The 23,513-nt window shown below is 70.8% G+C and carries 27 protein-coding genes and 3 pseudogenes; 10 read left to right on the top strand and 20 right to left on the bottom strand.

Annotated features, from left to right (window positions below):
- Positions 1–154 precede the first annotated feature (154 nt).
- Positions 155–1,681, top strand: coding sequence for a diguanylate cyclase (locus LH62_RS08480; RefSeq protein ID WP_082012428.1), 1,527 nt, complete (start codon positions 155–157; stop codon positions 1,679–1,681).
- A 3-nt stretch (positions 1,682–1,684) separates the two neighbouring features.
- On the opposite strand, the gene LH62_RS08475 is transcribed toward LH62_RS08480, so the two are convergent.
- The 6 genes and pseudogenes from LH62_RS08475 to LH62_RS32665 all read right to left on the bottom strand — a co-directional run.
- Complete coding sequence (locus tag LH62_RS08475; RefSeq protein WP_043360584.1) at positions 1,685–2,608, bottom strand: LysR family transcriptional regulator; 924 nt, start codon at positions 2,606–2,608, stop codon at positions 1,685–1,687.
- A 6-nt stretch (positions 2,609–2,614) separates the two neighbouring features.
- Positions 2,615–3,082, bottom strand: a complete 468-nt coding sequence (locus LH62_RS08470; RefSeq protein WP_236552509.1) for a flavin reductase — start codon at positions 3,080–3,082, stop codon at positions 2,615–2,617.
- A 92-nt stretch (positions 3,083–3,174) separates the two neighbouring features.
- Positions 3,175–3,546, bottom strand: a complete 372-nt coding sequence (locus LH62_RS31075) for a hypothetical protein (RefSeq protein ID WP_160299805.1) — start codon at positions 3,544–3,546, stop codon at positions 3,175–3,177.
- A gap of 68 nt (positions 3,547–3,614) precedes the next feature.
- Positions 3,615–5,087 carry an MFS transporter gene (locus LH62_RS08460; RefSeq protein WP_052213975.1) on the bottom strand — a complete coding sequence of 491 codons (1,473 nt, stop codon included), beginning with the start codon at positions 5,085–5,087 and terminating at the stop codon, positions 3,615–3,617.
- A 52-nt stretch (positions 5,088–5,139) separates the two neighbouring features.
- The gene (locus LH62_RS08455; protein WP_082012427.1) at positions 5,140–5,463 is read right to left on the bottom strand and encodes a DUF3047 domain-containing protein; all 324 of its coding nucleotides are present in this window, start codon (positions 5,461–5,463) and stop codon (positions 5,140–5,142) included.
- A gap of 43 nt (positions 5,464–5,506) precedes the next feature.
- Positions 5,507–5,791, bottom strand: a pseudogene (locus LH62_RS32665) (DUF3047 domain-containing protein); the annotation flags it as partial.
- Between the two features lie 72 nt (positions 5,792–5,863).
- Between LH62_RS32665 and LH62_RS08450 the strand changes: the two are divergent.
- Complete coding sequence (locus LH62_RS08450; RefSeq protein WP_043360581.1) at positions 5,864–6,565, top strand: dienelactone hydrolase family protein; 702 nt, start codon at positions 5,864–5,866, stop codon at positions 6,563–6,565.
- A 3-nt stretch (positions 6,566–6,568) separates the two neighbouring features.
- Here LH62_RS08450 and LH62_RS08445 read toward each other — a convergent pair whose 3' ends face one another.
- Entirely contained in the window at positions 6,569–6,943 is a 375-nt protein-coding gene (locus LH62_RS08445; RefSeq protein ID WP_043360580.1) for a cytochrome c family protein, read from the bottom strand.
- Between the two features lie 46 nt (positions 6,944–6,989).
- The gene (gene htpX, locus LH62_RS08440) at positions 6,990–7,907 is read right to left on the bottom strand and encodes a zinc metalloprotease HtpX (RefSeq protein WP_043360578.1); all 918 of its coding nucleotides are present in this window, start codon (positions 7,905–7,907) and stop codon (positions 6,990–6,992) included.
- A 95-nt stretch (positions 7,908–8,002) separates the two neighbouring features.
- Here htpX and LH62_RS31915 point away from each other — a divergent pair, with 95 nt between their 5' ends.
- Positions 8,003–8,272, top strand: a complete 270-nt coding sequence (locus tag LH62_RS31915; protein WP_043360577.1) for a succinate dehydrogenase assembly factor 4 — start codon at positions 8,003–8,005, stop codon at positions 8,270–8,272.
- Positions 8,273–8,473: 201 nt separating this feature from the next.
- On the opposite strand, the gene acs is transcribed toward LH62_RS31915, so the two are convergent.
- From acs to LH62_RS08410, 5 genes are all read right to left on the bottom strand, one after another.
- Positions 8,474–10,408 carry an acetate--CoA ligase gene (gene acs, locus LH62_RS08430; protein ID WP_043360576.1) on the bottom strand — a complete coding sequence of 645 codons (1,935 nt, stop codon included), beginning with the start codon at positions 10,406–10,408 and terminating at the stop codon, positions 8,474–8,476.
- A gap of 228 nt (positions 10,409–10,636) precedes the next feature.
- The gene (locus LH62_RS08425) at positions 10,637–10,990 is read right to left on the bottom strand and encodes a Rieske 2Fe-2S domain-containing protein (protein ID WP_236552508.1); all 354 of its coding nucleotides are present in this window, start codon (positions 10,988–10,990) and stop codon (positions 10,637–10,639) included.
- Positions 10,987–11,475: a GFA family protein gene (locus tag LH62_RS08420; RefSeq protein WP_043360574.1), complete on the bottom strand. Its 489-nt coding sequence runs from the start codon at positions 11,473–11,475 to the stop codon at positions 10,987–10,989. The genes LH62_RS08425 and LH62_RS08420 overlap by 4 nt, the downstream gene beginning before the upstream one ends.
- Before the next feature lie 4 nt (positions 11,476–11,479).
- A complete protein-coding gene (locus tag LH62_RS08415; protein WP_043360573.1) occupies positions 11,480–11,896 on the bottom strand; it encodes an EVE domain-containing protein in 417 nt (138 codons plus the stop codon).
- Positions 11,897–11,900: 4 nt separating this feature from the next.
- Complete coding sequence (locus LH62_RS08410; RefSeq protein WP_369796750.1) at positions 11,901–12,563, bottom strand: glutathione S-transferase family protein; 663 nt, start codon at positions 12,561–12,563, stop codon at positions 11,901–11,903.
- A gap of 67 nt (positions 12,564–12,630) precedes the next feature.
- On the opposite strand from LH62_RS08410, the gene LH62_RS08405 reads away from it, so the two are divergent.
- Both LH62_RS08405 and LH62_RS08400 read left to right on the top strand, forming a co-directional pair.
- Positions 12,631–12,942, top strand: coding sequence for an HU family DNA-binding protein (locus LH62_RS08405; RefSeq protein ID WP_043336775.1), 312 nt, complete (start codon positions 12,631–12,633; stop codon positions 12,940–12,942).
- A 69-nt stretch (positions 12,943–13,011) separates the two neighbouring features.
- Entirely contained in the window at positions 13,012–13,692 is a 681-nt protein-coding gene (locus LH62_RS08400; protein WP_043360571.1) for a glutathione S-transferase family protein, read from the top strand.
- Here LH62_RS08400 and LH62_RS08395 read toward each other — a convergent pair.
- The 4 genes and pseudogenes from LH62_RS08395 to LH62_RS32655 form a co-directional block, all read right to left on the bottom strand.
- Positions 13,689–13,913, bottom strand: a complete 225-nt coding sequence (locus LH62_RS08395; protein ID WP_043360570.1) for a hypothetical protein — start codon at positions 13,911–13,913, stop codon at positions 13,689–13,691. The genes LH62_RS08400 and LH62_RS08395 overlap by 4 nt on opposite strands.
- A complete protein-coding gene (locus tag LH62_RS28190) occupies positions 13,877–14,413 on the bottom strand; it encodes a calcium-binding protein (RefSeq protein ID WP_052213970.1) in 537 nt (178 codons plus the stop codon). Before LH62_RS28190 ends, LH62_RS08395 begins: the two co-directional genes overlap by 37 nt.
- An 81-nt stretch (positions 14,414–14,494) precedes the next feature.
- Positions 14,495–14,581 (bottom strand): annotated as a pseudogene (locus LH62_RS32660) (hypothetical protein); the annotation flags it as partial.
- Positions 14,582–14,643: 62 nt separating this feature from the next.
- Positions 14,644–15,105: pseudogene (locus LH62_RS32655) on the bottom strand (calcium-binding protein); the annotation flags it as partial.
- A 293-nt stretch (positions 15,106–15,398) separates the two neighbouring features.
- Here LH62_RS32655 and LH62_RS08385 point away from each other — a divergent pair.
- A complete protein-coding gene (locus LH62_RS08385; protein WP_043360568.1) occupies positions 15,399–16,703 on the top strand; it encodes a sorbosone dehydrogenase family protein in 1,305 nt (434 codons plus the stop codon).
- 9 nt (positions 16,704–16,712) lie between these two features.
- Here LH62_RS08385 and LH62_RS28180 read toward each other — a convergent pair whose 3' ends face one another.
- Entirely contained in the window at positions 16,713–18,374 is a 1,662-nt protein-coding gene (locus LH62_RS28180; RefSeq protein WP_052213966.1) for a sensor histidine kinase, read from the bottom strand.
- On the opposite strand from LH62_RS28180, the gene LH62_RS08375 reads away from it, so the two are divergent.
- A complete protein-coding gene (locus LH62_RS08375; protein WP_160299803.1) occupies positions 18,319–19,089 on the top strand; it encodes a DUF2459 domain-containing protein in 771 nt (256 codons plus the stop codon). The two genes, LH62_RS28180 and LH62_RS08375, sit on opposite strands and share 56 nt — an antisense overlap.
- 307 nt (positions 19,090–19,396) lie before the next feature.
- A complete protein-coding gene (locus LH62_RS31070) occupies positions 19,397–19,573 on the top strand; it encodes a hypothetical protein (RefSeq protein WP_160299802.1) in 177 nt (58 codons plus the stop codon).
- Between the two features lie 14 nt (positions 19,574–19,587).
- Here the strand turns inward: LH62_RS31070 and LH62_RS08370 are convergent, their stop codons facing one another.
- Complete coding sequence (locus LH62_RS08370; RefSeq protein ID WP_043360567.1) at positions 19,588–20,346, bottom strand: SDR family NAD(P)-dependent oxidoreductase; 759 nt, start codon at positions 20,344–20,346, stop codon at positions 19,588–19,590.
- A gap of 18 nt (positions 20,347–20,364) precedes the next feature.
- Positions 20,365–22,020, bottom strand: a complete 1,656-nt coding sequence (locus LH62_RS08365) for a DUF6311 domain-containing protein (RefSeq protein ID WP_052213962.1) — start codon at positions 22,018–22,020, stop codon at positions 20,365–20,367.
- 150 nt (positions 22,021–22,170) lie between these two features.
- Here LH62_RS08365 and LH62_RS08360 point away from each other — a divergent pair, with 150 nt between their 5' ends.
- Entirely contained in the window at positions 22,171–22,530 is a 360-nt protein-coding gene (locus LH62_RS08360; RefSeq protein ID WP_043360566.1) for a response regulator, read from the top strand.
- A 71-nt stretch (positions 22,531–22,601) separates the two neighbouring features.
- Entirely contained in the window at positions 22,602–23,480 is an 879-nt protein-coding gene (locus tag LH62_RS08355) for a TauD/TfdA family dioxygenase (RefSeq protein WP_043360565.1), read from the top strand.
- The last annotated feature ends 33 nt before the right edge of the window (positions 23,481–23,513 follow it).

The raw sequence follows: 23,513 nt of genomic DNA, 5'->3' as shown, positions 1-23,513 counted from the left end.
CCTTTCGCATGCCTGCGGGCCAGTTCGGTTTCGGTTAAGCAGCATCCAATATCACGGAGACGCGAGGTAAGCCTTTCGTTCTGGATGTCGGCGAAGTCCGCAGCCGCAACCATGAACCGAATTCGATACCGTCGTTGAGCTGGAGTTCCGTCGAATGGCCTTTTCCCGCTGGTTCGGTCCCGGTTGGCGACACGGTCTGGCGGTGGGGGCCTTGTGCGCCCTGGTCGGTCTGGTCGGCTCCGCGCTGCTGCTGCGGATCGAACGGCACCGGCTGGTTGAGGAGGATGGCAGGCGCCTTGCCGATTTCGCTGGGGTGATGGCGCAGCGCCTCGATTCCGGCCTTGCCGACTGGGCGCGTGATGTCGGCATGCTCGCCCATTTCGAGGTCTTCGAGCGCCAGCCGCCGGAACCCGCCATGGCCCGCCGCCTGCTCGAGGATCTGAGGGCCCGGTCCCCCACCTTTTCCTGGATCGGCTTCACCGGCGCCGATGGCCGCGTCATCGCCGCGACCGGCGCCCTGCTGGAAGGTGCCGACGTCTCAGCCCGCCCCTGGTTCCGCCCCGGCCTCGCCGGCCTGCATCTCGGCGACGTCCACCCGGCGGTGATGCTGGCGAAGCTCCTGCCGGAGGACCAGGGCGGCGGCGCGGATGCTTATTTCGTCGATGCCGCGGCGCCGGTGCATGCGGCGGATGGTACCCTCATTGGCGTTGTCTCCGGCCACCTCACCTGGCGCTGGGCCGAGGCGGTGCAGCGCGAGATGGCAGCGCTTGCCCCCTGGCAACCTGCCCCCATCCTCCGCGTGCTCGGTGCCGACGGACTGGTGCTGCTCGGCCCCGAGACCGAGCGCGGCAAGCCCTGGCTGGCCGAGCGCCCCACCGGCGGCTGGCGCGAGGCAAGCCCGCCCGACCGGGTGCCCGCCATCCTCGGCTATGGCCGGGCGGAGAGCGTGCCGGGCCGCCCCAATCTAGGCTGGGTGGTCGTGGCGCAGCGCGACCGCGCGGCGGTGCTCGCTCCGCTCTGGTCCTTCGGCTTCTGGCTCGGCATCGGCACGCTCGGCATCGCTTCCCTCAGCGGCGCCCTGGCCGGGCTTTATGCCGGGCGGATGGGCTCCGTCGTCCAGCGCGTGCTCGGCGGCAGCGGCGACGTGGCCCGGCAGCTCGAACAGCTCCGCGACCAGGCCTGGCGGGACCCGCTGACGGGCTTGCTCAACCGCGCCGGCTTCGCCGCCTGGCAGAAGGCGACGCCGTCCATCAACCAGGGCTGTGCCGTCGTCGCCCTCGACCTCGACGGCTTCAAGCCGGTCAACGACACCCACGGCCATGCCGCCGGCGACGCCATGCTCCGCGGCATCGGCGCCTGGTGCCTGAAGAACCTGCGCACCGAGGATGCGGCGGTGCGCCTCGGCGGCGACGAGTTCCTGTTCTGCCTCGTCGGCGCGCCCGACAAGGTCGAGGTGGCGGCGCGCGAGGTCGGCCTTCGGCTGAACTGCATGCTGCGCGAGGGCGTGCCGACCGAGACCGGGCGTCTCCGCCTCGGCTGCAGCCTGGGCGTCGCGCTGATGCCGCGCGACGCGACGGCGATGGATCAGGCCATCGCCAAGGCCGATGCGGCGCTCTACGAGGCGAAGCGGCACAAGGTGCCGGTGCCGGTGCCGGTGCCGGTCGCCGCCGCTGCGGAATAGACCTCAGCGCCGGGCCAGCACCGCCACCACCTGGGCGCGCAGCCACTCCTCCGCCGGGTCATGGTCGAGCGCGGTGCGCCAGGCCATGCGCATCACCGAATCCGGCGAATCGATGGGCAGCGGGTCTGCCGCCAGGCCGCCGCCGGCCTCGGGCGCCATCAGCGCCTCGACCAGCGCGTCGGAGACGGTGCAGAGGAGCTCCGTCCCCAGCAGCACCTGCCGGAGCAGGCCGAATTCCGGCACGCCGAGCACCACCCGCCGGCTCCGCCCCAGCCGCTCCAGCGTCGCATCGGCGAAGCCGATGAGGTCGCCGCGCGGCGTCACCAGCACATGCGGCCGCGTGCAATAGGCCTCCAGGTCGACCGGCGCCGTTTTCGCGCAGCGCAGCACCTGGAAGCTGCCGCGCCGCAGCACTCGCTGCTTCGCCAGCGCCGGCAGGTCATCCCCCATGAAGCCGAGGGCCAGGCCGATCTCCCCGCTCTCCAGCATCCCCGGGATGGTGCGGTAATTGGCCGCCCGGATCACCAGCCGGCAGTGCGGCGCCTGCTGCCAGATGCGCGCCAGCAGCGGCTTCGCCGCCATCCCTACGTCATCGGTCCAGCCGATGCGGAAGACGCGCTCATCCGTCGCTGGATCGAAGGGCACCGCCCCCGCCAGCGTCGCCGCGATCGCCTGGAGCGAGGGCGTGAGGGCAGCAAGCAGCGCCTCGGCCCGTGCCGTCGGCTCCAGCTGCTTGCCGTTGCGCACCAGGAGCTCGTCGCGGAAGACCGTGCGCAGCCGCGCCAGCGCCGCCGAGGTGGCCGGCTGGGACAGGAACAGCGCCTCTCCCGCCCGGGTCACGCTGCGCTCCCGCATCAGCGCGATGAAGACCGGCAGCAGGTTGAGGTCGAGCCGGCGGAGTTCCGTCTCCTCGGGCCTCGGCGGCATCGCCCGCTAGTCCGCGGCCTTGCCCACCGGGTGGTAGTCCCGGCCGAAATAGATCAGCCCGTGCTCGTGGTGGCTGCCGCTGCGGATGCCGGCAACCTCGGCAAAGACCACGCAATGCGTGCCCTTTTCCACGATCTCGGCGACCTGGCAGTCGAACGAGACGACGGCCCCCTGCAGCACCGGTGCCCCAGTGGCGAGGCTCGCCCAGGTGCCGGCGTCGAACCGCTCCTCCATCGTGCACTTGGTGACGCCGGCGAAAACCATCGCCACCTCCTTCTGGCCGGCGGCGACGACGTTGACGCAGACATTGCCGTTGGCCTTCAACATCGGTGCGGCCGTGGCATTGCGGTTCATGCAGACAAGCAAGGTCGGCGGCTCATCGGTCACGCTGCAGACAGCACTGGCGGTGAAGCCGCCGCGCCCGGCGGGCCCCCCGGTGGTAATCACATTCACTGCAGCGCCTAGCCGGGCCATGGCGTCGCGGAATTCCTGCTTAGTCACGGACATCAGAGCCTGCCTTGCTGAAGGCCCCGATTAAAGCACGCACGGTGCCGCAGGAAACCGGGCTACGGACAGGTTGGGCGGCGCGGGTCGAGCTGCATCACCCAACAGGCCGCATCGGTCGAGTGCGCAGCGAGGCGGGAGACGGAGGTGGAAAGAGGCGGCAGCTCCGCTTCGGCTGGCGAGAAGGAGGCGACCAGGGACAATCCGTCGATCCCGTCCATGGCTGTGCCAGTCTGCAGCGAGGCCAGCCGCGGCGCCAGGACGAGGCTAAGGCCCAGCACCAGCAGCAGCACCGGCTTCCGCCGCCCCCCCCCGGCGTTCGGCGCCGGGGACGGTACTGGGGACACCACCGGCGCAGGTGCGCGACGGTCGTAATCCTGCCAGACGCTCTCCCACTCGTCATCAGCCATCCGAGGCTGGATGCTCGCAGCCATACTGCCTGCTCCCTGAGACGCAATCTTAGGTTGTGAAGGTGATTTTAACCACTTCCATGAACGTGGTGTCACCTTCCGGGATGCGCGCCTAACGGTTTCTTTACAAGAGCGGACAGAGGTGTCGAGACATCCTCCAGGGAGCGCCCCTCCGCGGCGAAGCCGAGCCGCCACTCCGTCGCCGCCGCCACCAGCATCAGCGCCGCCGCGATCAGGTAGCCCCAAAGGATGTCGCCCCGCTCCCCGCTTGAGATCAGCCAGCCGAACAGCGTCGGACCGACCACGCCGCCGACCGCGGTGCCGATGGCGTAGAACAGCGCGATGGCCATGGCCCGCATCTCCAGCGGGAAGCTTTCGCCCACTGTCAGGTAAGCGGCCGAGGCGGCGGCGGAAGCGAAGAAGAAGATCAGCGTCCAGGCCGCCGTCTGCTCCCAGGCTGAAAGCCAGCCTTGCGCGAAGGCGAAGCCCGTCGCCGCCATGAGCAACCCGGCGAGGCCATAGGTCGCGGTGATCATCTGGCGACGACCGATGGTGTCGAAGAACCGTCCGAGCACCAGCGGGCCAGCGAGGTTGCCGAGGGCGAAGGGCAACATGAACCAGCCGACGTGATGGGCCGGGATCGCGTAGAACTTCGTCAGCACCAGGGCATAGGTGAAGAACACCGCATTGTAGCAGAAGGCTTGGCACGACATCAGCGTCAGGCCGAGGATCGCCCGGTCGCGGTGGGTCCGGAACATGGTGTGCCAGATCTCGGCGAGGCTGGCGGCGCCGCGGCGGTTGAGCACCGTCGGGCCATAGGTGGTGGGCGGCAGCGGGCCCTTCTCGGCCGCCACATCCCGCTCGATGGCCGAGACGATCTGCTCCCCTTCCTCCGGCTTGCCATGCAGCATCAGCCAGCGGGGGCTTTCCGGTAGGTGGCGGCGGAGCAGCAGCACCACCACCGACAGGGCGCCGCCGACGATGAAGGCGGCGCGCCAGCCGATCTCGGGGTCGATGATGGCAGGGTCGAGCACCACCAGGGACGTGATGGCGCCGATCGCGGCGCCGCCCCAGAAGGTGCCGTTGACGAAGAGGTCGACGCGACCGCGCAAACGGGCGGGGATGAGTTCCTGGATGGCGGAGTTGACCGCGGCGTACTCACCGCCGATCCCGGCCCCGGTCAGCATCCGGCAGAGCGCGAAGGTCCAGAAATCCCAGGCGAAGCCGGTGGCGATGCTGGCCAGCATGTAGACGATGAGGGTGATGAAGAACAGGCGGCGGCGCCCGATCCTGTCCGCCAGCCAGCCGAAGCCGAGCGCCCCGACCACCGCCCCCACCAGATAGGCCGAGGCGGTCAGCCCGATCTGCGTCTCGGTGAGCGCCAGGCTCGGGCTCTGGTGGATGGCGCCGGCCAGGCTGCCGACCAGCGTCACCTCCAGCCCGTCGAGGATCCAGGTGATGCCAAGGGCGATGACGACGCGCCAATGGAAGCCGCTCCAAGGCAGGCGATCCAGCCGTGCCGGAACGTCGGTGCTGAACTGGCCGGAATCGGGGGTGTCGCGCATGCCGCCTGGGTCTCCTCGGGCGGGGCAACGCACGGCGCGGTGTTTCGCTGCCTCATCGGCAGGGGCGGAAGCGTATCTCCTCCGCCTGCGCCTCGACCCGGCTGCCGGTATCGTCCACATCCGTGCCGATCACGATCTCTTGCAAGGGCGGCGGCTCGCCTCCGAAGGCGGCGCGCCAGTCGGCCGCCAGGTCCACCCGTTCCTCGAACCAGCGGCCCGGCGGGGTCGCGGCCGGGCGCAGCACCCGCACCATGCCGAGCCCGGCCATATGGGGGCTGGGGAAGGCGGCCGGCTCCCGCCCCGTCCCGCCCCAGACATAGAGCAGCACGCTGCGCGGCAAGGGGTGGCTGCCCGCCGCCAGCCTGGGCGAAGGCATGCTGGCTGCGCTGCCAGAAGGTGACGCGCGCTGGCCAGCCGGCGAATCCAACGGCGATGGCAAGCGCCCGGTCGTCGCCGCTGGCGCGGGTGAGGTCGGTCGGCGGTGGCCCGGCATCGACGCGCCACCGCCAGGAGAGGCATTCAGCCCCGCCCTGCACGCGGCGCCAGACGAAGCTGCCCTCGCCCCTGCCCTCCACCGCCACGCCGCCTCCGGGCAGCGGGCGGAAGCGCGCCGGGGTCACGCCATGCCATTCGGCATGGCGCCAGCCGGCGGCCTCCAGGGCATTGGGCGGCGTGGCCGGCCCGGCCCCCGCCACCAATGTCATCGCCAGGGGCATGGCAAGCCTGCGCATCTGGGCTTAGATGCCGCCGGAACCGTTTGAGACAAGGAGCAGGCCATGCCCGAGATCGAAATCACCGCAGCCGATGGCAGCGGGCGCTTCGGCGCCTACCTGGCGATGCCAAAGGCCAGCCCGGCCGGCGTCGTGGTGATGATCCAGGAGATCTTCGGCGTGAACGACGCCATGCGGCAGCTCTCCGATTGGGTCGCCGATATGGGCTTCATCGCCATCAGCCCCGACCTGTTCTGGCGCCAGGAGCCGGGCGTCACGCTCGACCCGGATGCCGGCCAGGCGCAATGGGACCGTGCCTTCGCCCTGATGAACGGCATGGACCAGGACAAGGCGGTGGAGGACCTGAAGGCCACCGTCGCGCATGCCCGCACCCTACCTGGCAGCAACGGCAAGGTGGCGACGATGGGCTTCTGCCTCGGCGGGCGGCTGGCCTACATGATGGCGGCGCGCTCGGATGCGGATGCCAATATCAGCTACTACGGCGTCGGCCTCGAAGGCCTGCTCGGCGAGGCCGGCGGCATCAAGGCGCCGCTGATCCTGCACATCGCCGAGAAGGACAAGTTCGTCCCGCCCGAGGCGCAGACGAAGATCCTGGCCGGGCTCTCGGGCCACAGCCAGGTCGCGGTGCATGTCTATCCGGGCGTCGACCACGCCTTCGCCCGCATGGGCGGTCATTCCTGGGACGCGCGGGCGGCCACCATCGCCAATGGCCGCAGCGCGGAGCTGCTGGCCAAGACGATTGGTTGAAGCTCAGCCATTCGCCTTCAGATAGGCGATCAGGTCATTGAGCTGCTGCTCGTTGCGCAAGCCGGGATAGGACATCGACCCGGCCGGCACCACCGCCTTCGGGTTGGCGAGATAGGCGCGGAGCGTGTCCTCATCCCAGGTGAGGCCGCCCCCCGCCCTCTCCCGCATGCTGGCCGAGTAGCGGAAGCCCTCGATGCTGCCGGCCTTGCGCCCTACCGCGCCATGCAGGTTGGGACCGACGCCGTTGCGGCCGCCCTGCTCGATCGTGTGGCAGGCGCGGCACTGGTTGAACACGCGCTGCCCCGCCGCCGCATCCTGTGCCGCGGCAGGCAGGATGGGGGCAAGCATCAGCGCGGCAAGCAGGGCGAAGCGAAGCATCGGGCTGTCCTTTCGATCAAGGATGGGTCGGAGGGCCAAGCGCGGCTCAGCCCCAGGGGTTGCGGCGCGGCGCGGTGCCCCATCGGTTCGCAGCCGGTTGCGGCCAGGCGGGCGCCGGCGGCGCCATCGCCAGCAGCCGGCGGATGCGCTCCTCGGTCGGCGGATGGGTGGTGAAGAGGCTGTCCATCCGCATCCCCGAGAGCGGGTTGATGATGAACATATGCGCGCTGGCCGGATGCGCCTCGGCGGTGTGGTTCACCAGCCCCTGCTTGTAGTGCTCGAGCTTCTGCAACCCGCTCGCCAGCTGGCGCGGGTCGCCGCAGATCTCGGCGCCCAGCCGGTCCGCCTCGTATTCGCGCGAGCGGCTGATCGCCATCTGCACCAGCATCGCGGCGATCGGGCCAACGATCACCAGCAGCAATGCGCCGATCGGGCCGAAGGGGTTGCGCCGCCCGTCCTCCGACCTTCCACCGAAGAGGAAGCCGAATTGCGCCAGCATGCCGATGGCGCCGGCGAGCGTCGCCGTCAGCGTCATCAGCAGCGTGTCGCGGTGCTTGATGTGCGCCAGCTCATGCGCGACGACGCCGGCCACCTCCTGCTCCGACATCAGGTTGAGCAGGCCGGTATTCACCGCGACGGCGGCATTCTCCGGATTGCGGCCGGTGGCGAAGGCGTTCGGCTGGTCCTCGTGGATGACGTAGAGCGCGGGCATCGGCAGCCCCGCCCGCTGCGCCAGCCCCTCCACCATCTGGTAAAGCCGCGGCGCGCTCTCCGGCGCGATGGGCTCGGCATTGTGCATGGAGAGCACCACGCGGTCGCTGTTCCACCAGGACCAGAGATTGGTGGCGCATGCGACAAGGAAGGCGATGACCATGCCCTGCCGCCCGCCGAGCAGGTAGCCGATGGCCAGGAACAGCGCCGTCAGCCCCGCCAGCAGGATCGCGGTGCGCAGATATCCGCCCATCGAGTGCCACCCCTCCTCTCCATCGCACGTTGGCATGCACACGGCAGGACACCAGATGAGGCTGGAGCCTGTCACGCGACAAGAAGGAGATGCCGATGTCCGACCCGACGCCGCTGCCCCCGAGCGACCCGCCCGCTCCGGTGCCGCCGAACCCCACGACGCCGCCCGGCCCCGAGATCCCGCCCCCGCCCGTCACCGACCCGACCGGCCCCGACATGCCGATCCCCGGCGACCCCACTATGCCGCCCGCCGGCGACCCGCCGCCCGAGCAGCCGCTGCGCATGAAGGAGGTCGGAGGCCCGTCCGGTCCGGAGCCGACGCGCTATGGCGACTGGGAGCGGAAGGGCCGCGTCAGCGACTTCTGATCCCGATTCGGTCCCTGACCGGAGCGGGAACGGGCTTGTGGATGTCCAAACCGACGAACCACAAGCCCTTGTGCCGAAAGACTTTCCCGCCGATCCGAGTCGCCCGTCAGCGATTCGTTCGCGCGACTCGAACCAGGGTCTTGATTCCAGGGCATCTAATTTTCGCGCCCTGGATTCAAGATTCACCAGTTGTTCCAGTGCCTAGCCGACGCGGTTCGCCACCAGCTCCTGCACCACGCCTGGGTCGGCGAGCGTCGAGGTGTCGCCGAGCGCTCCGGTCTCGTTCGCCGCGATCTTGCGGAGGATGCGCCGCATGATCTTCCCCGACCGCGTCTTCGGCAGGCCCGGCGCCCATTGGATGGCATCCGGCGAGGCGATCGGCCCGATCTCCTTCCGCACCCAGGCCACCAGCTCCTTCCGCAGCGCCTCAGAGGGCTCCTCGCCCGTCTTCAGCGTCACGTAGCAGTAGATGCCCTGGCCCTTCAGGTCGTGCGGCATGCCGACGACCGCCGCCTCGGCGACCTTCGGATGGGCGACCAGCGCGCTCTCGATCTCCGCCGTGCCCATGCGGTGGCCGGAGACGTTGATCACGTCATCGACGCGCCCGGTGATCCACCAGTAGCCGTCGGCATCCCGCCGCGCGCCGTCGCCGGTGAAGTACATGCCGGGGAAGGTGGAGAAATAGGTCTGGATGAAGCGCTCATGGTCGCCATAGACCGTGCGCGCCTGCCCCGGCCAGCTGTCGAGGATGACGAGGTTGCCCTCCGTCGCGCCCTCCAACAGCTTGCCCTCGCCATCCACCAGCGCCGGCTGCACGCCGGGCAGCGGCAGCGTCGCCGAACCCGGCTTCTGCGCCACCGCCCCCGGCAGCGGGGAGATCAGGATGCCGCCCGTCTCCGTCTGCCACCAGGTATCGACGACCGGGCAACGCTCCTCGCCGACGACGCGGTAGTACCAGAGCCAGGCCTCCGGGTTGATCGGCTCGCCGACGGAGCCCAGGACGCGGAGCGACTTGCGGCTGGTCTTCTTGACCGGCGCCTCGCCGTCGCGCATCAGGGCGCGGATGGCGGTCGGCGCGGTGTAGAAGATATTGACCTGATGCTTGTCCACCACCTCCCAGAAGCGGGAAACGGAGGGGTAGTTCGGCACGCCCTCGAACATCAGCGTCGTCGCACCGTTCGCCAGCGGGCCGTAGACGATATAGGTGTGCCCCGTCACCCAGCCGACATCGGCGGTGCACCAGTAGATCTCGCCCGGCTTGTAGTCGAAGACCAGCTCATGCGTGTAGCTGGCCCAGACGAGGTAGCCGCCCGTCGTGTGCAGCACGCCCTTCGGCTTGCCTGTGGAGCCGCTGGTGTAGAGGATGAAGAGCGGGTCCTCCGCCCCCATCGGCTCCGGCGCGCATTCGGCCGGCTGCTTCGCGGTGATCTCCTCGTACCAGTGGTCGCGCCCTTCCTGCATGGGCACGGCGGCGCCGGTGTTCCTTACCACGACGACCGAGCCGATGCTCGGGCAGGTCGCCAGCGCCTCGTCGGCATTGGTCTTCAGCGCGACGTTGCGCCCGCCGCGCCGCCCCTCATCCGCGGTGATGAGCACCGTGCACTCGCTGTCCTGGATGCGCGAGGCTAGGCTGTCCGGCGAGAAGCCGCCGAAGACGATGGAATGGACGGCGCCGACCCGCGCGCAGGCCAGCATGGCGACCGCCGCCTCGACGATCATCGGCAGGTAGATGCAGACCCGGTCGCCCTTCTTCACCCCCAGCTCGCGCAGCGCATTGCCGAGGCGGCAGACCCGCGCGTGCAAATCCTTGTAGGTGACCTTGGCATCGCTGTTGGGGTCGTCGCCTTCCCAAATGATCGCCACCTGGTCGCCGCGGCTCGCCAAGTGCCGGTCGAGGCAGGAGACGGAGGCGTTCAGCACCCCGTCCTCGAACCAGCGGATCGAGACATCGCCGGTGAAGCTGGTATTCTTGATGCGGGTCGGGGGCTTGATCCAGGCGACGCGGCCCGCCTCTCTGGCCCAGAAGCCGCCCGGGTCGGCGGCGGCCGTCCCGGTCATGGCGGCATGCTGCTCGCGCGTCACATGAGCGGCGGCGGCGACCGCCGGCTTCACCGCGATCAGTTGTTCATCGGACATGTTGGCGTCTCCCCTCGGGCGGGTCTTATGGGGCTAGTTTGGCCACGCCGCCTTGAGCCGCGTCAATCGGGCAAGCGGCGCCTTGGCGACTGCATTTCGTTTCTGGCGCGGTCGGGCGTCGCCGGCCGAAATTGCACCTGGGATGGCACGCCACAGGGCAAGCCGGAGCCAGCGCAGACGGGGCGAAGGGGGTTCGGTCCGGATGCCGCGGGTTCTGCCGAAGGGCCGCTACTCTCCGGCATCCGCCGGCACCACCAGCATCCCCTCCTCCACCCGGCATGGCACCATCTCCAGCTCCTGGCCGATGCAGGGGCCGCTGATGCAGACCCCATCCTCGATGCGGAAGCGGGCGCCATGGACGGCGCAGACGATGTGCGCCTTGCGGGTATCGAGGAAGCGGTTCGGCAGCGGCTCCAGCGGCAGGCCGATATGCGGGCAGGAGTTGACGTAGACCCGGACCTCGCCGCCCTTGCGGACGGCGAAGAGGCCGGTGAAGCGGCCGGGCAGCGCGGGGAAGCCGCGCGCTGCCCCCTCCTCGATCTCCTCGGCCGCGCAGAGCACCCGCTCGCCGGGGCCGATCACCGGGAAAGGCCCAGCCGGTCATGCCAGTCGGCGATGCTTTCCTCCGGGTAGCGCTCATGCCGGCGGTCCTTGGGGCCCGCCTCCACCGCCACCCAGGGGGCCTTGAACTCCAGCATGATATGCGTGCTCTCCGGCGGCTCGGGCAGCGGCGTATCGATGGCCGAGGCGAAGGGGTGGATCAGCTCCGGCCAGCGCGCGTCGTAGAGCCAGAGCGCAGTGCCGCAGACCCCGCAGAAATGCCGCTCGGCCGGGCTGCGATGCGCGCGGGCATCCTCCGGCTCCTTCAGCCGGGCATGGTAGACGGTGACATGCTGCCGCCCCTGGACCCGCAGCGAGGCATTGTCGCCGCCCAGGTTGATGGCATAGCCACCCCCGCCCTGGGTCTTGCGGCAGATCGAGCAGTAGCAGCGCTGATAGGGATAGGGATGCGGGCTCTCCAGCTGGAACCGCACCGCGCCGCACTGGCAGGACCCTTCGAGATGCATTCCCTCACCCCTTCTCCACGCCGCCCATGCGGCAGAGGATGGCCCAATGCGGGCCGGAGACCGGCATCACGGAAAGGCGCGACTGCCGCACCAGCGCAAGCTCCGCCAGCTCGGGCGCGGCCTTGATGGCGGCGAGCGTCACCGGCTTCGGCACCGGCTCCGCCGCCTTCATGTCGACGCAGACCCAGCGCCCGGTCTCGTCGGTCGGGTCGGGATAGGCCTCGCGGACCACCTCGACGATGCCGACGATCTCCTTGCCGATATTGGAGTGGTAAAAGAAGGCCCGGTCGCCGATGCGCATGGCGCGGAGGTTGTTGGCCGCGAGCGCGTTGCGCACACCGGTCCAGGGCTCCACGCCATGCGCCACCTGCTGGTCCCAGGAGAAAGCATCCGGCTCGCTCTTCACCAGCCAATGGGCCATGGACCTAGCCGACCGGCATGGTCTGCGCCAGCGGGGGCAGCGCCACGGCCTTGGCATACCAGGCTTCCAGCTTCGGGTGGCCCGGCCGCCAGGGCTCGTGCGGGAAGCGGAAGTCGAGATAGCCAAGCGCGCAGCCGATGGTGATCTCGCCGATCGTCGTCAGCTGGCCAAGTGAGTCGGCCTCGGCCTCCAGCACGTCGAGGGCCCGGGCCACCTTGCCCTGTTGCAACGCGATGTACTCCTGCCGCCCCTGGTCCTGCGGCAGGGCGATCTCGCGCCGGCGCGGCTGGCTCGCATCCATGATGCCGTCGCCGAGCGCCTGCTGCCGCAGCGCCACCCAGCGCGCCGGCCCGGCCTCGGGGAAGAGCTTCGGCGCATCGCCGATGCTGTCGAGGTATTCGCAGATGACCGGGCTGTCGTAGAGCGCCATCCCTTCCCCGGTGACGAGCGCGGGCACCTTGGAGAGCGGGTTCGCTGGCCAGAGGGCCGGGTCCGTGGTCGGGACCTTCCAGCGCTCGATGCTGCTGTCCAGTCCTCGGGCAATGGCGCAGGCCACGACCTTGCGGACATAGGGGCTGGCGGGCGAATAGGCGAGCTTCATGGCGATTCCCTCGGTGCAGGGCGAAATCTTCCAGAGCCGGGGGCGCCCCGCAAGCGTCCCCTCCATGCAAGGTTATGCCTGACAAACGGCGCGGATCGCGCTATCTCCCGGCGAATCGAAAGGAGTGCAGTGCGTGTCGAAGAAGTTCCTGACCGACGTCATCGTCAAGTCGACCGAGATGCCGACCATCGCGGCCAACGCCCTGGCGAGCGACATCATCGCCGCCATCAAGGGGGAGATTGTCGAGACCGGCCGGTTCACCATCCCCGATTTCGGCGCCTTCATCGTGCGCGAGACGGCGAAGCGCACCGCGCTCAACCCTCGCACCGGCGAGAAGGTGGCGGTGAAGGCGGGTGCGACCGTCCGCTTCAAGGCCAGCCCCTCGCTGAAGGATGCGGCGCTGGCCGGCATGAAAAAGGCGAAGCGCAAGGCCGCCAAGGCCTGAGGTCACGCCCCTTGCCTCGGCGCGAGGGGGCGCGCCTTATCCTCCCGCCGTCACAGGGAGGATAAGGCCGTGATCCGCTTCCACTACAACCTCGCTCCGAACCCGACCAAGGTCGCCCTCTGCCTCGAGGAGATGGGCCTGGCCTATGAGCCGATGCCGGTCGATACCCGCAAGGGTGAGCAGCACAGCCCCGAATTCCTGAAGATCAACCCGAACGCCAAGGTCCCCGCCATCGTCGATGGCGACCAGGTGGTGTTCGACAGCAACGCCATCCTGCTCTACCTGGCCGAGAAGACCGGGCAGTTCCTGCCGCCCGCCGGCGGGCGCGGCCCGATGCTCTCCTGGCTGATGTTCGTCGCCACCGGTATCGGCCCCTATTCCGGCCAGGCCGTCCACTTCACCCGCTTCGCGCCGGAGCCGAAGGAGTATGCGGTCAACCGCTATGTCTTCGAGGCGAGGCGCCATTGGGGCATCCTCGATGCCCGCCTCGCCGACCGCCGCTTCATGCTCGGCGACGACTATGGCATCGTCGACATGGCCGTCTGGGGCTGGTCGCGCCTGGTGCCCTTCGTCCTCGGCGACGACGCCTTCGCCACCCTGCCGAACGTGAAGCGCCACCTGGACGAGATCAACGCCCGCCCCGCCGCCGCCCGCGCCCTGGCGCTGAAGGAGCGGCATGCCTTCAAGGCGGAGATGGACGAGGCCGCGAAGCTGGCGATGTTCCCGCACCTGGCGCAGAAGACCGCCTAAGCCGGGATGACATCCGCCGCGGCGAGGCTCGCCGCGGCGGCCCCGCGCAGCACCACGGCATCGCCCGGCTCGTCGAGGAGGATGCTGACGCCGCCTGGCCCATCGCGCATCGCCGCCTGCACCGCCTCGAAGCTGCCGAAGCCGCTGAGCTGCAGCCGGTCGATCCCTGGCACGAAGTCGCCGATCAGGTCGCGGCCGCTGCCGGGGCCAAGCCTGAACACACCCGCCCCCGCCTCACCGAACAGCACGTCGTGGGCCCCGCCCCGTCCAGCGTGTCATCCCCGGCGCCGCTCCTGAGCCAGGTCGCCCCAACGTTGCCGACGAGAATGTCCGCCCCCGCCCCACCTCCGGGAATGGCGACCAGCATCACGTCCCGCCCGCCGCCCGGCGCCTCCATCACGCGATCCGCAGCGGTGTCGACCACATAGGTGTCGTCGCCCGCCCCGCCGACGAGCACATCGGCGTCGGCGCCGCCCTCGAGCGAGTCATTGCCATCGCCGCCGTCAAGGCTGTCATTCCCGTCAGCGCCCTGCAGCGCATCCTTGCCGGCATCGCCGCGGATGGTGTTATCCCCGCCGGCGCCGATCAGCAGGTTCTCGCCCTCGTTCCCGGTGACGGTGTTGGCCAGCGCATTGCCGATGCCGATGCTGTTGCCCGTCTTCGGCAGCAGCGTCAGCCGCTCCACCTCGCCGGGCAGGGCGAAGCTGGCCGAAGCGCGCACCTCGTCGATGCCCTCGCCCGCGTGCTCGGCCGCCTGGTCTGCGACGTCGTCGACGTAGTAGACATCGTTGCCGGCGCCGCCCTGCATCGCGTCCGGGTTGGCGCCGCCATGCAGCGTATCGCCCTCGGCACCGCCCTCGAGCGTATCCGCCCCCGCCCCGCCGAGCAGGCTGTCGCCCCCCGCATCGGCGAAGAGGAAATCGCGGCCGCCGCCGCCTTCAGCACATCGCCATCGACGCCGCCCAGCAGGCTGTCATCTCCGGCCTCGCCCAGCAGGTGGTCGTGCCCCGCCTCGCCGAAGAGCGTATCGTCGCCGAGCCCGCCAAGGATCACGTCATCCTCCACGCCGCCATGGGCGGCGTCGCTGCCGTCGCCGCCATCGAGCCTGTTCCTGCCGGCCTCGCCCAGCAGGACGTTGTCCCCCGCCTGGCCGAAGACCAGGTCGTCGCCCGTCCCGGCCTCGATCGAATCCCGCCCCTCGCCGCCGAGAGCGGTGCCGTTTCCCTCGCGGCTGCGGATGGCGTCGTCGCCGGCATGGCCGCTGGCGAGGTTGCCGTGGAAGGAGGTGGTGACGGTGTCGTGCCCGGCGAGCACCAGCGCCGCCACGCCCGCCTCGTCCCGGGCTCGGATCAGCCCGCCGAGCGCCGCGCTGGAGACGGCGATGTGGTCGATGAACAGGAAGGCGTCGCTCATCCCCGCCTGCACGCGCAGGATCCGGTGATGGTGCCGCCAGTCGGGACCGCGCCGTCGAAGGTCAGGCCCGTGCCCTTGAACTGGAGCGAAACCTTCACCTCCGCCGGCCCGCCGGGAAAGGGGTACGGGTTCGGCACCATGTTGGTGGCGACGAACTGCGTGGGACGTCCTGTGCATAGGTCGGATCGGGAAGGATGACGAACTGAGTCATAGGTCGTCAGCCTAGACGAATTCGCGCCCCGGTGGAACGGCGGCTGCGGGAACCCCGGCAGCAGGGGCGACGTTCCGCGCCCATGCGCTCACAGTTTCTCGCCCTTCTTTTCCTTGCCCTCGCCGGCTGCGGCGAGGAGGCGAGCCTGCCGGTCGGCGCAGGCACGGGCCCTGATCCGCAATTGCCCGCACCGCGGTCGAGCTGGATCCCGACCGTCAACATCGCCCCCGCCCGCGGCTGGCCCGAGGGCGCCGCGCCGACGCCGGCCGAGGGCCTGCGCGTCCAGCCCTTCGCCGCCGGGCTCGACCATCCGCGCTGGCTCTACCTCCTGCCGAACGGCGACGTGCTGGTCGCCGAAACCAATGCCCCGCCCAAGCCGGAGGATAGCGGCGGCATCCGCGGCTGGGTCATGCGCCAGGTGATGGCGCGCGCCGGCGCCGGGGTGCCGAGCGCCAACCGCATCACCCTGCTGCGCGATGCCGATGGCGACGGCGTGGCGGAGACGCGCACGGCCTTCCTGGAGGGGCTGACCTCGCCCTTCGGCATGGCGCTGGTGGGCGAGGATCTTTTCGTCGCCAATGCCGATGCGGTGGTGCGCTTTCCCTACCGCACGGGCGAGACGCGCATCGCCACGCCGGGCGAGGTGCTGGCCCCGCTCCCCGGCGGGCCGATCAATCACCATTGGACCAAGAACATCGTCGCCAGCGCCGATGGCACGAAGCTCTATGCCAGCATCGGCTCCAACAGCAACGTCGCCGAGCGCGGCCTGGAGGCGGAGACGGACCGCGCCGCCATCCTCGAGATCGACATCCGCACCGGCAGGCGCCGCGTCTTCGCCTCCGGCCTTCGCAACCCGGTCGGCATGGCCTGGGAGCCGGAGACGGGGCGCCTCTGGACCGCGGTCAACGAGCGGGACGAGATCGGCAGCGACCTGGTGCCGGACTACATGACCTCGGTGCAGGAGGGCGGCTTCTATGGCTGGCCCTACAGCTATTACGGCCAGCATGTGGATGCGCGGGTGCAGCCGCCGCGGCCGGACCTCGTGGCCCGCGCCATCGTGCCGGACTACGCCCTCGGGCCGCACACCGCCTCGCTCGGCCTCGCCTTCGCCACCGGTAGCCGCCTGCCGCCGCCCTTTCGCGAAGGCGCCTTCATCGGCCAGCACGGCTCCTGGAACCGCCGGCCGCCGAGCGGCTACAAGGTGGTCTTCGTGCCCTTCGCGGGCGGCAAGCCGAACGGGCCGCCGGTCGACGTGCTGACCGGCTTCCTCGACGCCGAGGGGCATGCGCTCGGCCGCCCGGTCGGCGTCGCCATCGACCGCCAGGGCCGGCTGCTGGTGGCCGATGACGTCGGCAACCGCATCTGGCGGGTCAGCGCCGCCCGGTAGCCCCGCGGATCAATCCTCCAGCCCTTCGAAGGTCAGTTGCGGCGCTTCCGCCGCCGGGCGCGACCGGGCGATGACCCGGGCGACCGGCAGGCGGATGCGGCATCGCATCCCGCCCGGCGGCCAGTCCCGCTCCACCGCGCCGCCCAGCTGCCCGGCGAGCGTCGCCTCGATCACCCGCGTGCCGAAGCCGCGCCGCGCCGGGGTGCCGGCCGGGGCGGGCCCGCCCTCCTCCGCCCAGTCGATGGTCAGCCAACCACCCTCCTCGCCCCAGCCCAGCCGCACCCGGCCGGCAGCGGTGGAGAGCGCGCCGTATTTCATCGCATTCGTCGCCAGCTCGTGCACCGCCATGGCGATGGGCTGCGCCGCCACCGGCGCCAGCGTCACCGGCGGGCCCTCCAGCTGCATCTGCTCCGGTCCCGCGAGGAAAGGCGCCAGCTCGCCCTGCAGCAGGACGCGCAGCTCGGCCCCGGTCCAGCCGCCCTCGGCCAGCAGCGTATGCGCCCGCGTCAGCGCGGCGACACGGCCCTCGACGCTGCGGGCGAAGGCCTCCGGATCCTCCCGCGCCGTCAGCCGCAGCGCCGCCTGCACCACGGCGAGGGCATTCTTCGCCCGATGGTCCAGCTCCCGCGTCAGCAGCGCCTGGCGCTCCTCGGCGCGGACCCGGTCGGTGATGTCGAGATTGACGCCGATCAGCCGCACCGGCCGCCCCGCCGCATCGCGGAACACCCGGCCGAGGGCCAGGATGCTGCGGGTGCTGCCGTCGCCCGCATGGCGGATGCGGAACTCCCGGCGGAAGCCGCCATCCGGCGCGCTGGACGGCGCGATCGCGTGCAGCCGGTCCTCGGCCAGGATGCGCGCCTCGAAGGCTTCGCGGCCCGGTGGCCCGGCCGCCGGGTCGAAGCCGGTCAGCCGGTACTGCTCGGCGGACCAGATGGCCTCGCCCGTCACCAGGTCCCGCTCCCAAAGGCCGATTCCTGCCGCCCCCTGCGCCAGGTGCAGCCGCTCCTCGCTCGCCCGCCGCGCCGCCTCGGCCTGCTTCAACGCGGTGACGTCGACATGCGCGCCGATCATGCGCAGCGCACGGCCTGCGGCATCGCGCTCGATCTCGGCGCGGGCGGCGATCCAGCGTAACGTGCCGTCCGGGGCGTGGATGCGGTATTCCTGCGCGTAGTCGGTGATGCCGGTCCCATCGGCCACGGCTTCGAGGAAGCGCCGCTCCGCCCGCTCCCGGTCTTCGGGATGCAGCCGTGCCACCCAATCCGCGTGGCGCTCGATCCGCGCCTCGCCGGGCAGTCCCTGGAGGGTCATGTACTCGCCGGAGCGGAGGTTGACGTCGGAGCGCAGGTCGATCTCGAAGCCGCCGACCCGGCCGATGCGCTGTGCCCGGCGCAGCTGCGCCTCGCTTGTTGCCAGCGCGGCCGAGCCGGCCTTCAGCTGCGCGTCGAGCTGGCGCATCCGCCGCGCCATGACCATCGCCGTGCCGACGAGGCCGAAGCTTGCCAGCAGCATGGCCGCACAGTACCAGCCGACGCCCCGGGTTGCGCCATCGGCCGACCAGTAAGGCATGGTCGCCACGGCGGACAGGATGACGGCGAACAGCAGCGGCAGGCACCAGATGAGGTCGGTCGGCTGCGCCGGCCTGCGCGCCGCCGGGGCGGGGTCAGGCGGCATCGGCCGGCGCGCCGTGCTGCTGGGCCTTCCGCTCGTCGGCTGCGCCGCGCTGCCGCCGCCCGATCCGGGCCCGCACATCGCCGGCATCGCCGTCGTCGAGCGTGACTGGCACACCGACATCGCCCTGCCGGTCGGCCCGACGCCGCTGCACCCGGCCCTGGCAACACTGGCGGCGGACTTTCCGGGCATGACGACGATGGTCTTCGGCTTCGGCGACCGGCGCTGGCTGCTCGACCGGGACCGCTCGCCGCTCGCGCTGCTGCGGGCCCTGCTGCCGGGGCCCGGGGCCATCCTCCTCACCGCCCTCGCCACCCCACCGGAAGTGGCCTTCGGACCCGAGCATGTCGTCCGCCTCCCCCTCACCGCAGGACAGATGAATCGCTTGCAGGAATACTTGGCAGGCAGTCTCGACCAGGGCTGGAGACGACTGCCCGGTGGCCGGTGGCAGGCCCTGGCGGAGGGCCCCTACCCCGGCAGCGTCTTCCTGGCGTCACCGATCATCTATTCGGTCGGCTATACCTGCAACACCTGGACCATCGATGCCCTGGCCGCGGCAGGCCTGCCGGTCGATCCCACCGGCGTGGCCTTCGCCGGGCAGGCCATGGCCTGGGCCCGCCAGGCGGCCGAGATGCCAGGGGCGGGCTCCGGTCGGATGGCATCGCACGGGCGGAGTAATGTGCCCCAGCCGGACGACGGGCTAAGGCGAGGTCCCTAGGCCGGTGCGAACGGAAGCCGCCCTAGTAGCGGCTGGGCACGACCACCGCGCCGGCCGGCGGCGGGTTCGGGTTGCTGCTGCTGAAGCTGAGGCAGCCGGCAAGGCTGACGGCGGCTAGGATCAACAGGACGGCTTGGCGCATCGGGTCCTCCTTCGGCCATGAAGCGGCGTCCCTACGCAGCGCGGCCGATTCGGTTCCGCCTGCCGTGCGTTACGGCCGGGAAAAAAGTTCGTGCGACGAATCGGGAGGGACAGGTGGCACGCTGGTATGTCAGGGTAGCTGCAATGCTCTGACAGGGATGCTGCCATGCGCTATTGGGTCCTGGCCTTTCTGCTGGCCGCCGCCTTGCCGGGTTGCGCCGAGAACAGCTTCGGCACCCCGCAATGGCGCGACAATGCCGAAGCGCCGGCTTGGCGCCGCCCAGGCTCGACCCTGCCGCCGCTCCAGCACATCCCCGCCCCGGCCTACAGCGCCAGGGCTTGATCCGAGGCGGCTGACTATGACGGGGTCAGCCGCAGCGCCCCGTCCAGCCGGATCGTCTCGCCGTTCAGCAGCGGGTTGGCGACGATGGCGAGAACCAGCGCCGCCACCTCCTCCGGCCGGCCCAGCCGGTTGGGGAAGAGTGGCAGGCGGCCCAGCGCCTCCCGCGCCTCCTCCGGCATGCCCGCCAGCATCGGCGTCTCGATCAGCCCCGGCGCGATGGTCATTACCCGAATGCCGAAGCGCGCCAGCTCCCGCGCCGCCGGCAGGGTGAGGCCGACGACACCCGCCTTGCTCGCCGCATAGGCGCACTGGCCGATCTGCCCTTCATAGGCGGCGATCGAGGCGGTGTTGACGATGAGGCCGCGCTCCCCCGTCGGCAGCGGCTCCAGCGAGGCCATCCGCGCCGAGGCCAGGCGCAGCAGGTTGAAGGTGCCGGTGAGGTTCACCCGCACCACCTGCTCGAACAGGCCGAGCGGATGCGGCCCCTGCCGCCCGGACACGCGCGCCGCCGGGGCGATGCCCGCGCAGCTCACGGCAAGGCGCAGCGGCCCGAGTGCCGCAGCGGCCTCCACCGCCGCCCCCACCGCCGCCTCGTCGGCGACGTCGCCGGCCGCGGCCACCCCGCCGATGCGGGCGGCGACCGCCTCCGCCGCCTCCTGCTTCAGGTCCATCACCACGACGCGGGCACCGGCCGCGGCCAGCGCCTCGGCCGTCGCCGCGCCGAGGCCGGAGCCGCCGCCGGTCACCACGGCCGCAATCCCCTTCACATCCATCGCTCGTCCCCCCGTAGGTCAGCGGCGCGCGAGCGGCCTCGCCCGCCAGCCGGGCGCCAGCACCCGATAGCCATCCGCGGTGAGGATCGCATCCCGCGCCGGGTCATGCGAGGCCTCGGCCAGCGCCAGGCTCTCCGCATCGCGGAGGATGTAGAGCGTGCCGGGCTCATAGGCGCCGGAGCGGAGGATCTCCGCCATCCTGGCCCGCAGCGCCGCGGCCCGGCCCTCGTCCACCCGGGCCATGTAGACGGAATCCGTCGGCAATCCCGCCTGCGCGGCGAAGCGGGCGATGGACTCCCAGCCCTCGCCCATATTGGTGGCCGGCACCGCCCGCACCTGCGCATAGGTGCCCGCCGCCTCGGCCCAGAAGGGGTCGAAGAGCCGCTGCGGGACCCCTGCCGGCGCCCCGGTGGCGAAGGAATGCCGCCGCTCCAGGCCCGGCTGCAGATCCACCCATTGCAGCGCCAGCAGGCCGAGCAGCAGCCAGCCCGTGCGCCGGCCGCCCCAGGCCCGCGTCACCAGGGCGATGGCGCCGAGCATCAGCGCATAGGAGAGCGGCCAGACCATCCGCTCCGCATTGCGCAGCATGCCGGCGACCGCCATCGCCCGGTCCGGCAGGGCGAAGAGCACCCCTCCTCTGCCTCCCACCGTCACATGGGGGGTGATGGCGAAGGCGAGCAGCGCGAGCAGCGCCGCTGCCAGCGGCCATAGCCGGCGCGGCAGGCCCACCGGCCGGCGCAGCAGCGCCGCCAGCCCCGCCAGCAGCAGCAGCAGCCCACCGAGGCCGAGATAGCTGCTCCCCGCTTCCCAATGGCCAGGATCGGGCAGGTCGGGCAGCAGGCCGGACCAGAGCCCGCCATCGGCATAGGCAAGGAGGTCGAAATTCCAGGTGCCGTAGCCACCGGCTCCGCTTCCCGGCCCGGTATCGTAGCCGCCGCGCAGCAGGAAGAAGCCGCCCGTCCAGAGCGCCCCCGCCACCGCCAGCGGCACGCCCACCGCCTCGGCGACCAGCACCCGGCCGCGCGCCAGCCAAGCCCGCCGCAGCCAATCCGCCGCCCAGAGCGGCATCGCCATGGCGAGCAGGTAGGAGTGGATCAGCGCCGTCACCGCCAGCAGCACCGCCCAGCGCAGGGCGTGCCACGCCCCCTGCCCTCGCCCCAGCGCCAGCAGCAGCGCCGCGAGCAGCAGCCATTGCCCGGCGAGTGGCGTATGCCCCGCCATCCGGTTGATCAGCATCGGCTGCAGGGCCAGCAGCCCCGCGCCGCAGACCCGCGCCAGCATGTTCCGCGTGGCAAGCCCGACCAGCCGCCAGCCGAGCAGCCCTTGCAGGATCCCGCAGGCCAGCAGCCAGGGACCGACATATTGCGGCACCTCCACCACCCCCCGCAGCGCCTTCAGCACCAGGGCGAGCAGCGGGATGGCATCGGCGAAGTAGATCGCCGTGCCGAGCTCCATCCCGTAATCCGGATTGGCACCCGGCGGCAGCAGCCAGGGCGCCGCGCGGAAGTAGCTCCAGCCGAGCCAGAGCTGCACCGGGTCCGGCCCCAGCGGCCCGGCCAGCAGCCAACCCTGGTTGTGCGGATTGAGCGGGCCGAGGCCGAAAACCGCCAGCATCACCGCCGCCCCCGCCAGCGCGGCGAGCGACGCCCCGAGCCAAGCCTTACCCGCCGTCATCCACCCTCCTTTTCGTGACAGGACGAAACGCCGCCGGAGCGCCATGGATGCTCTGGGCGGATGGAATGAACCGGCCCGTTTTGACCTGGCTGATCCCCGGGGCCGCCCAACCGTTGTCATGCGGCTGGACTATTGTACAGGACGGAGGCGATGCGGGTTCTGCTGATCGAGGATGATGCGCTGTTGCGTATGGTACTTTCCGACCGGTTGGCCGAGGACGGTATCGACGTGCAGGGCCTCGCCAATGCCGAGGACGCGCTGATCCTGCTGGGGGCCGGCCAGGTGCCGGATGTACTGGTGACCGATATCCGCCTCGGCGGCGGGCTGAGCGGCTTCGACCTGGCCGACGTGGCGCGGGCCAGGCACCCGGAAGTCGGCGTCATCCTGATCAGCGGCGCGCCATCGGAGGAGATGCGCGACCGGATGCAGCGGCGGGAGATCTTCCTGGCGAAACCCTTCCAGCCGGAGGCGCTGGCCGCCGCGATCCGTCAGGCGGCGGCCAAGGAATAGCCGGGACTTGGCGGGCGGCAGCGCGGGGGGCTAGCCTCCCCGGCCACACGGCCCGCCAAGGAACGAGAACAATGTCCCTCAACGCCCTGGACGGCCCCCGCATCCGCCATCTCAGCAATGCGGGCGAGCCCTATGAGACCATCCGCCTCGACCGGTTGACGCCCGTGATCGGCGCCGAGATCGAGGGCGTCGATCTTGGCCAGCCCATCGCCGCGCGGCAGATGGAGGAGATCAAGCGGGCGCTTGCGGAACACCTCGTCATCTTCTTCCGCGACCAGCGGATGACGCAGGAGCAGCACCTCGATTTCGGCCGGCAATTCGGCCCGCTCCATCTCCACCCCGCCGCGCCGCACGAGCCGGGTCACCCGGAGCTGATGGTCATCAAGGCCGATGCCAATTCCGTCCGCGCCAATGGCGAGGGCTGGCATTCCGACGTTTCCTGCGACGAGGAGCCGCCGCTGGGCTCCATCCTCTACATCAAGGAATGCCCGCCCAATGGCGGCGACACGCTCTTCGCCAGCATGTATGCCGCCTATGACGCGTTGTCGGACCGGATGAAGGCCTATCTCGAGGGCCTCACCGCCCTGCATGACGGCGAGCCGGTCTACCGCGGCATGTTCGCCAAGGACGGCGTGGCCGACAAGGCCAGCTACCCGCGGGCGGAGCACCCGGTCATCCGCACCCATCCGGTGACGGGGAAGAAGGCGCTCTACGTGAACCGCGGCTTCACCGCCCGCATCCTCGGCATCCCGCGCGACGAGAGCGAGGGCATCCTGCGCTATCTCTACGAGCACATGGAGAACCCGCTCTTCCAATGCCGCTTCCGCTGGCAGCCCAACTCCGTCGCCTTCTGGGACAACCGCTGCGCCCAGCACCGGGCGATGTGGGACTACTGGCCGCATCGCCGCTACGGCAACCGCGTCACGGTGAAGGGCGAGCGTCCTGTCTGATTCTCCCCACCGCACCGCTGCGCGGCGTTGCGG

The sequence above is a fragment of the Belnapia sp. F-4-1 genome, assembly GCF_000802185.1.
Classification (GTDB): Bacteria; Pseudomonadota; Alphaproteobacteria; order Acetobacterales; family Acetobacteraceae; genus Belnapia.
This window is presented reverse-complemented; position numbering and strand designations above follow the sequence as displayed.

Coding starts and splice junctions, on each gene's coding strand:
- LH62_RS08455 (WP_082012427.1), bottom strand. CDS start 5,463: ATGCCTTCGCCCAGGCTGGCGGCGGGCAGCCACCCCTTGCCGCGCAGC.
- LH62_RS31070 (WP_160299802.1), top strand. CDS start 19,397: ATGCGCTATTGGGTCCTGGCCTTTCTGCTGGCCGCCGCCTTGCCGGGT.
- LH62_RS08420 (WP_043360574.1), bottom strand. CDS start 11,475: ATGCATCTCGAAGGGTCCTGCCAGTGCGGCGCGGTGCGGTTCCAGCTG.
- LH62_RS08480 (WP_082012428.1), top strand. CDS start 155: ATGGCCTTTTCCCGCTGGTTCGGTCCCGGTTGGCGACACGGTCTGGCG.
- LH62_RS28180 (WP_052213966.1), bottom strand. CDS start 18,374: ATGCCGCCTGACCCCGCCCCGGCGGCGCGCAGGCCGGCGCAGCCGACC.
- LH62_RS08410 (WP_369796750.1), bottom strand. CDS start 12,563: ATGGAGGGGACGCTTGCGGGGCGCCCCCGGCTCTGGAAGATTTCGCCC.
- LH62_RS08375 (WP_160299803.1), top strand. CDS start 18,319: ATGAGGTCGGTCGGCTGCGCCGGCCTGCGCGCCGCCGGGGCGGGGTCA.
- LH62_RS08450 (WP_043360581.1), top strand. CDS start 5,864: ATGCCCGAGATCGAAATCACCGCAGCCGATGGCAGCGGGCGCTTCGGC.
- LH62_RS08360 (WP_043360566.1), top strand. CDS start 22,171: ATGCGGGTTCTGCTGATCGAGGATGATGCGCTGTTGCGTATGGTACTT.
- LH62_RS08470 (WP_236552509.1), bottom strand. CDS start 3,082: ATGGCCCGGCTAGGCGCTGCAGTGAATGTGATTACCACCGGGGGGCCC.
- LH62_RS08445 (WP_043360580.1), bottom strand. CDS start 6,943: ATGCTTCGCTTCGCCCTGCTTGCCGCGCTGATGCTTGCCCCCATCCTG.
- htpX (WP_043360578.1), bottom strand. CDS start 7,907: ATGGGCGGATATCTGCGCACCGCGATCCTGCTGGCGGGGCTGACGGCG.
- LH62_RS08460 (WP_052213975.1), bottom strand. CDS start 5,087: ATGCGCGACACCCCCGATTCCGGCCAGTTCAGCACCGACGTTCCGGCA.
- LH62_RS08385 (WP_043360568.1), top strand. CDS start 15,399: ATGCGCTCACAGTTTCTCGCCCTTCTTTTCCTTGCCCTCGCCGGCTGC.
- LH62_RS08365 (WP_052213962.1), bottom strand. CDS start 22,020: ATGACGGCGGGTAAGGCTTGGCTCGGGGCGTCGCTCGCCGCGCTGGCG.
- LH62_RS08475 (WP_043360584.1), bottom strand. CDS start 2,608: ATGCCGCCGAGGCCCGAGGAGACGGAACTCCGCCGGCTCGACCTCAAC.
- LH62_RS31915 (WP_043360577.1), top strand. CDS start 8,003: ATGTCCGACCCGACGCCGCTGCCCCCGAGCGACCCGCCCGCTCCGGTG.
- LH62_RS31075 (WP_160299805.1), bottom strand. CDS start 3,546: ATGGCTGCGAGCATCCAGCCTCGGATGGCTGATGACGAGTGGGAGAGC.
- LH62_RS08415 (WP_043360573.1), bottom strand. CDS start 11,896: ATGGCCCATTGGCTGGTGAAGAGCGAGCCGGATGCTTTCTCCTGGGAC.
- acs (WP_043360576.1), bottom strand. CDS start 10,408: ATGTCCGATGAACAACTGATCGCGGTGAAGCCGGCGGTCGCCGCCGCC.
- LH62_RS08370 (WP_043360567.1), bottom strand. CDS start 20,346: ATGGATGTGAAGGGGATTGCGGCCGTGGTGACCGGCGGCGGCTCCGGC.
- LH62_RS08355 (WP_043360565.1), top strand. CDS start 22,602: ATGTCCCTCAACGCCCTGGACGGCCCCCGCATCCGCCATCTCAGCAAT.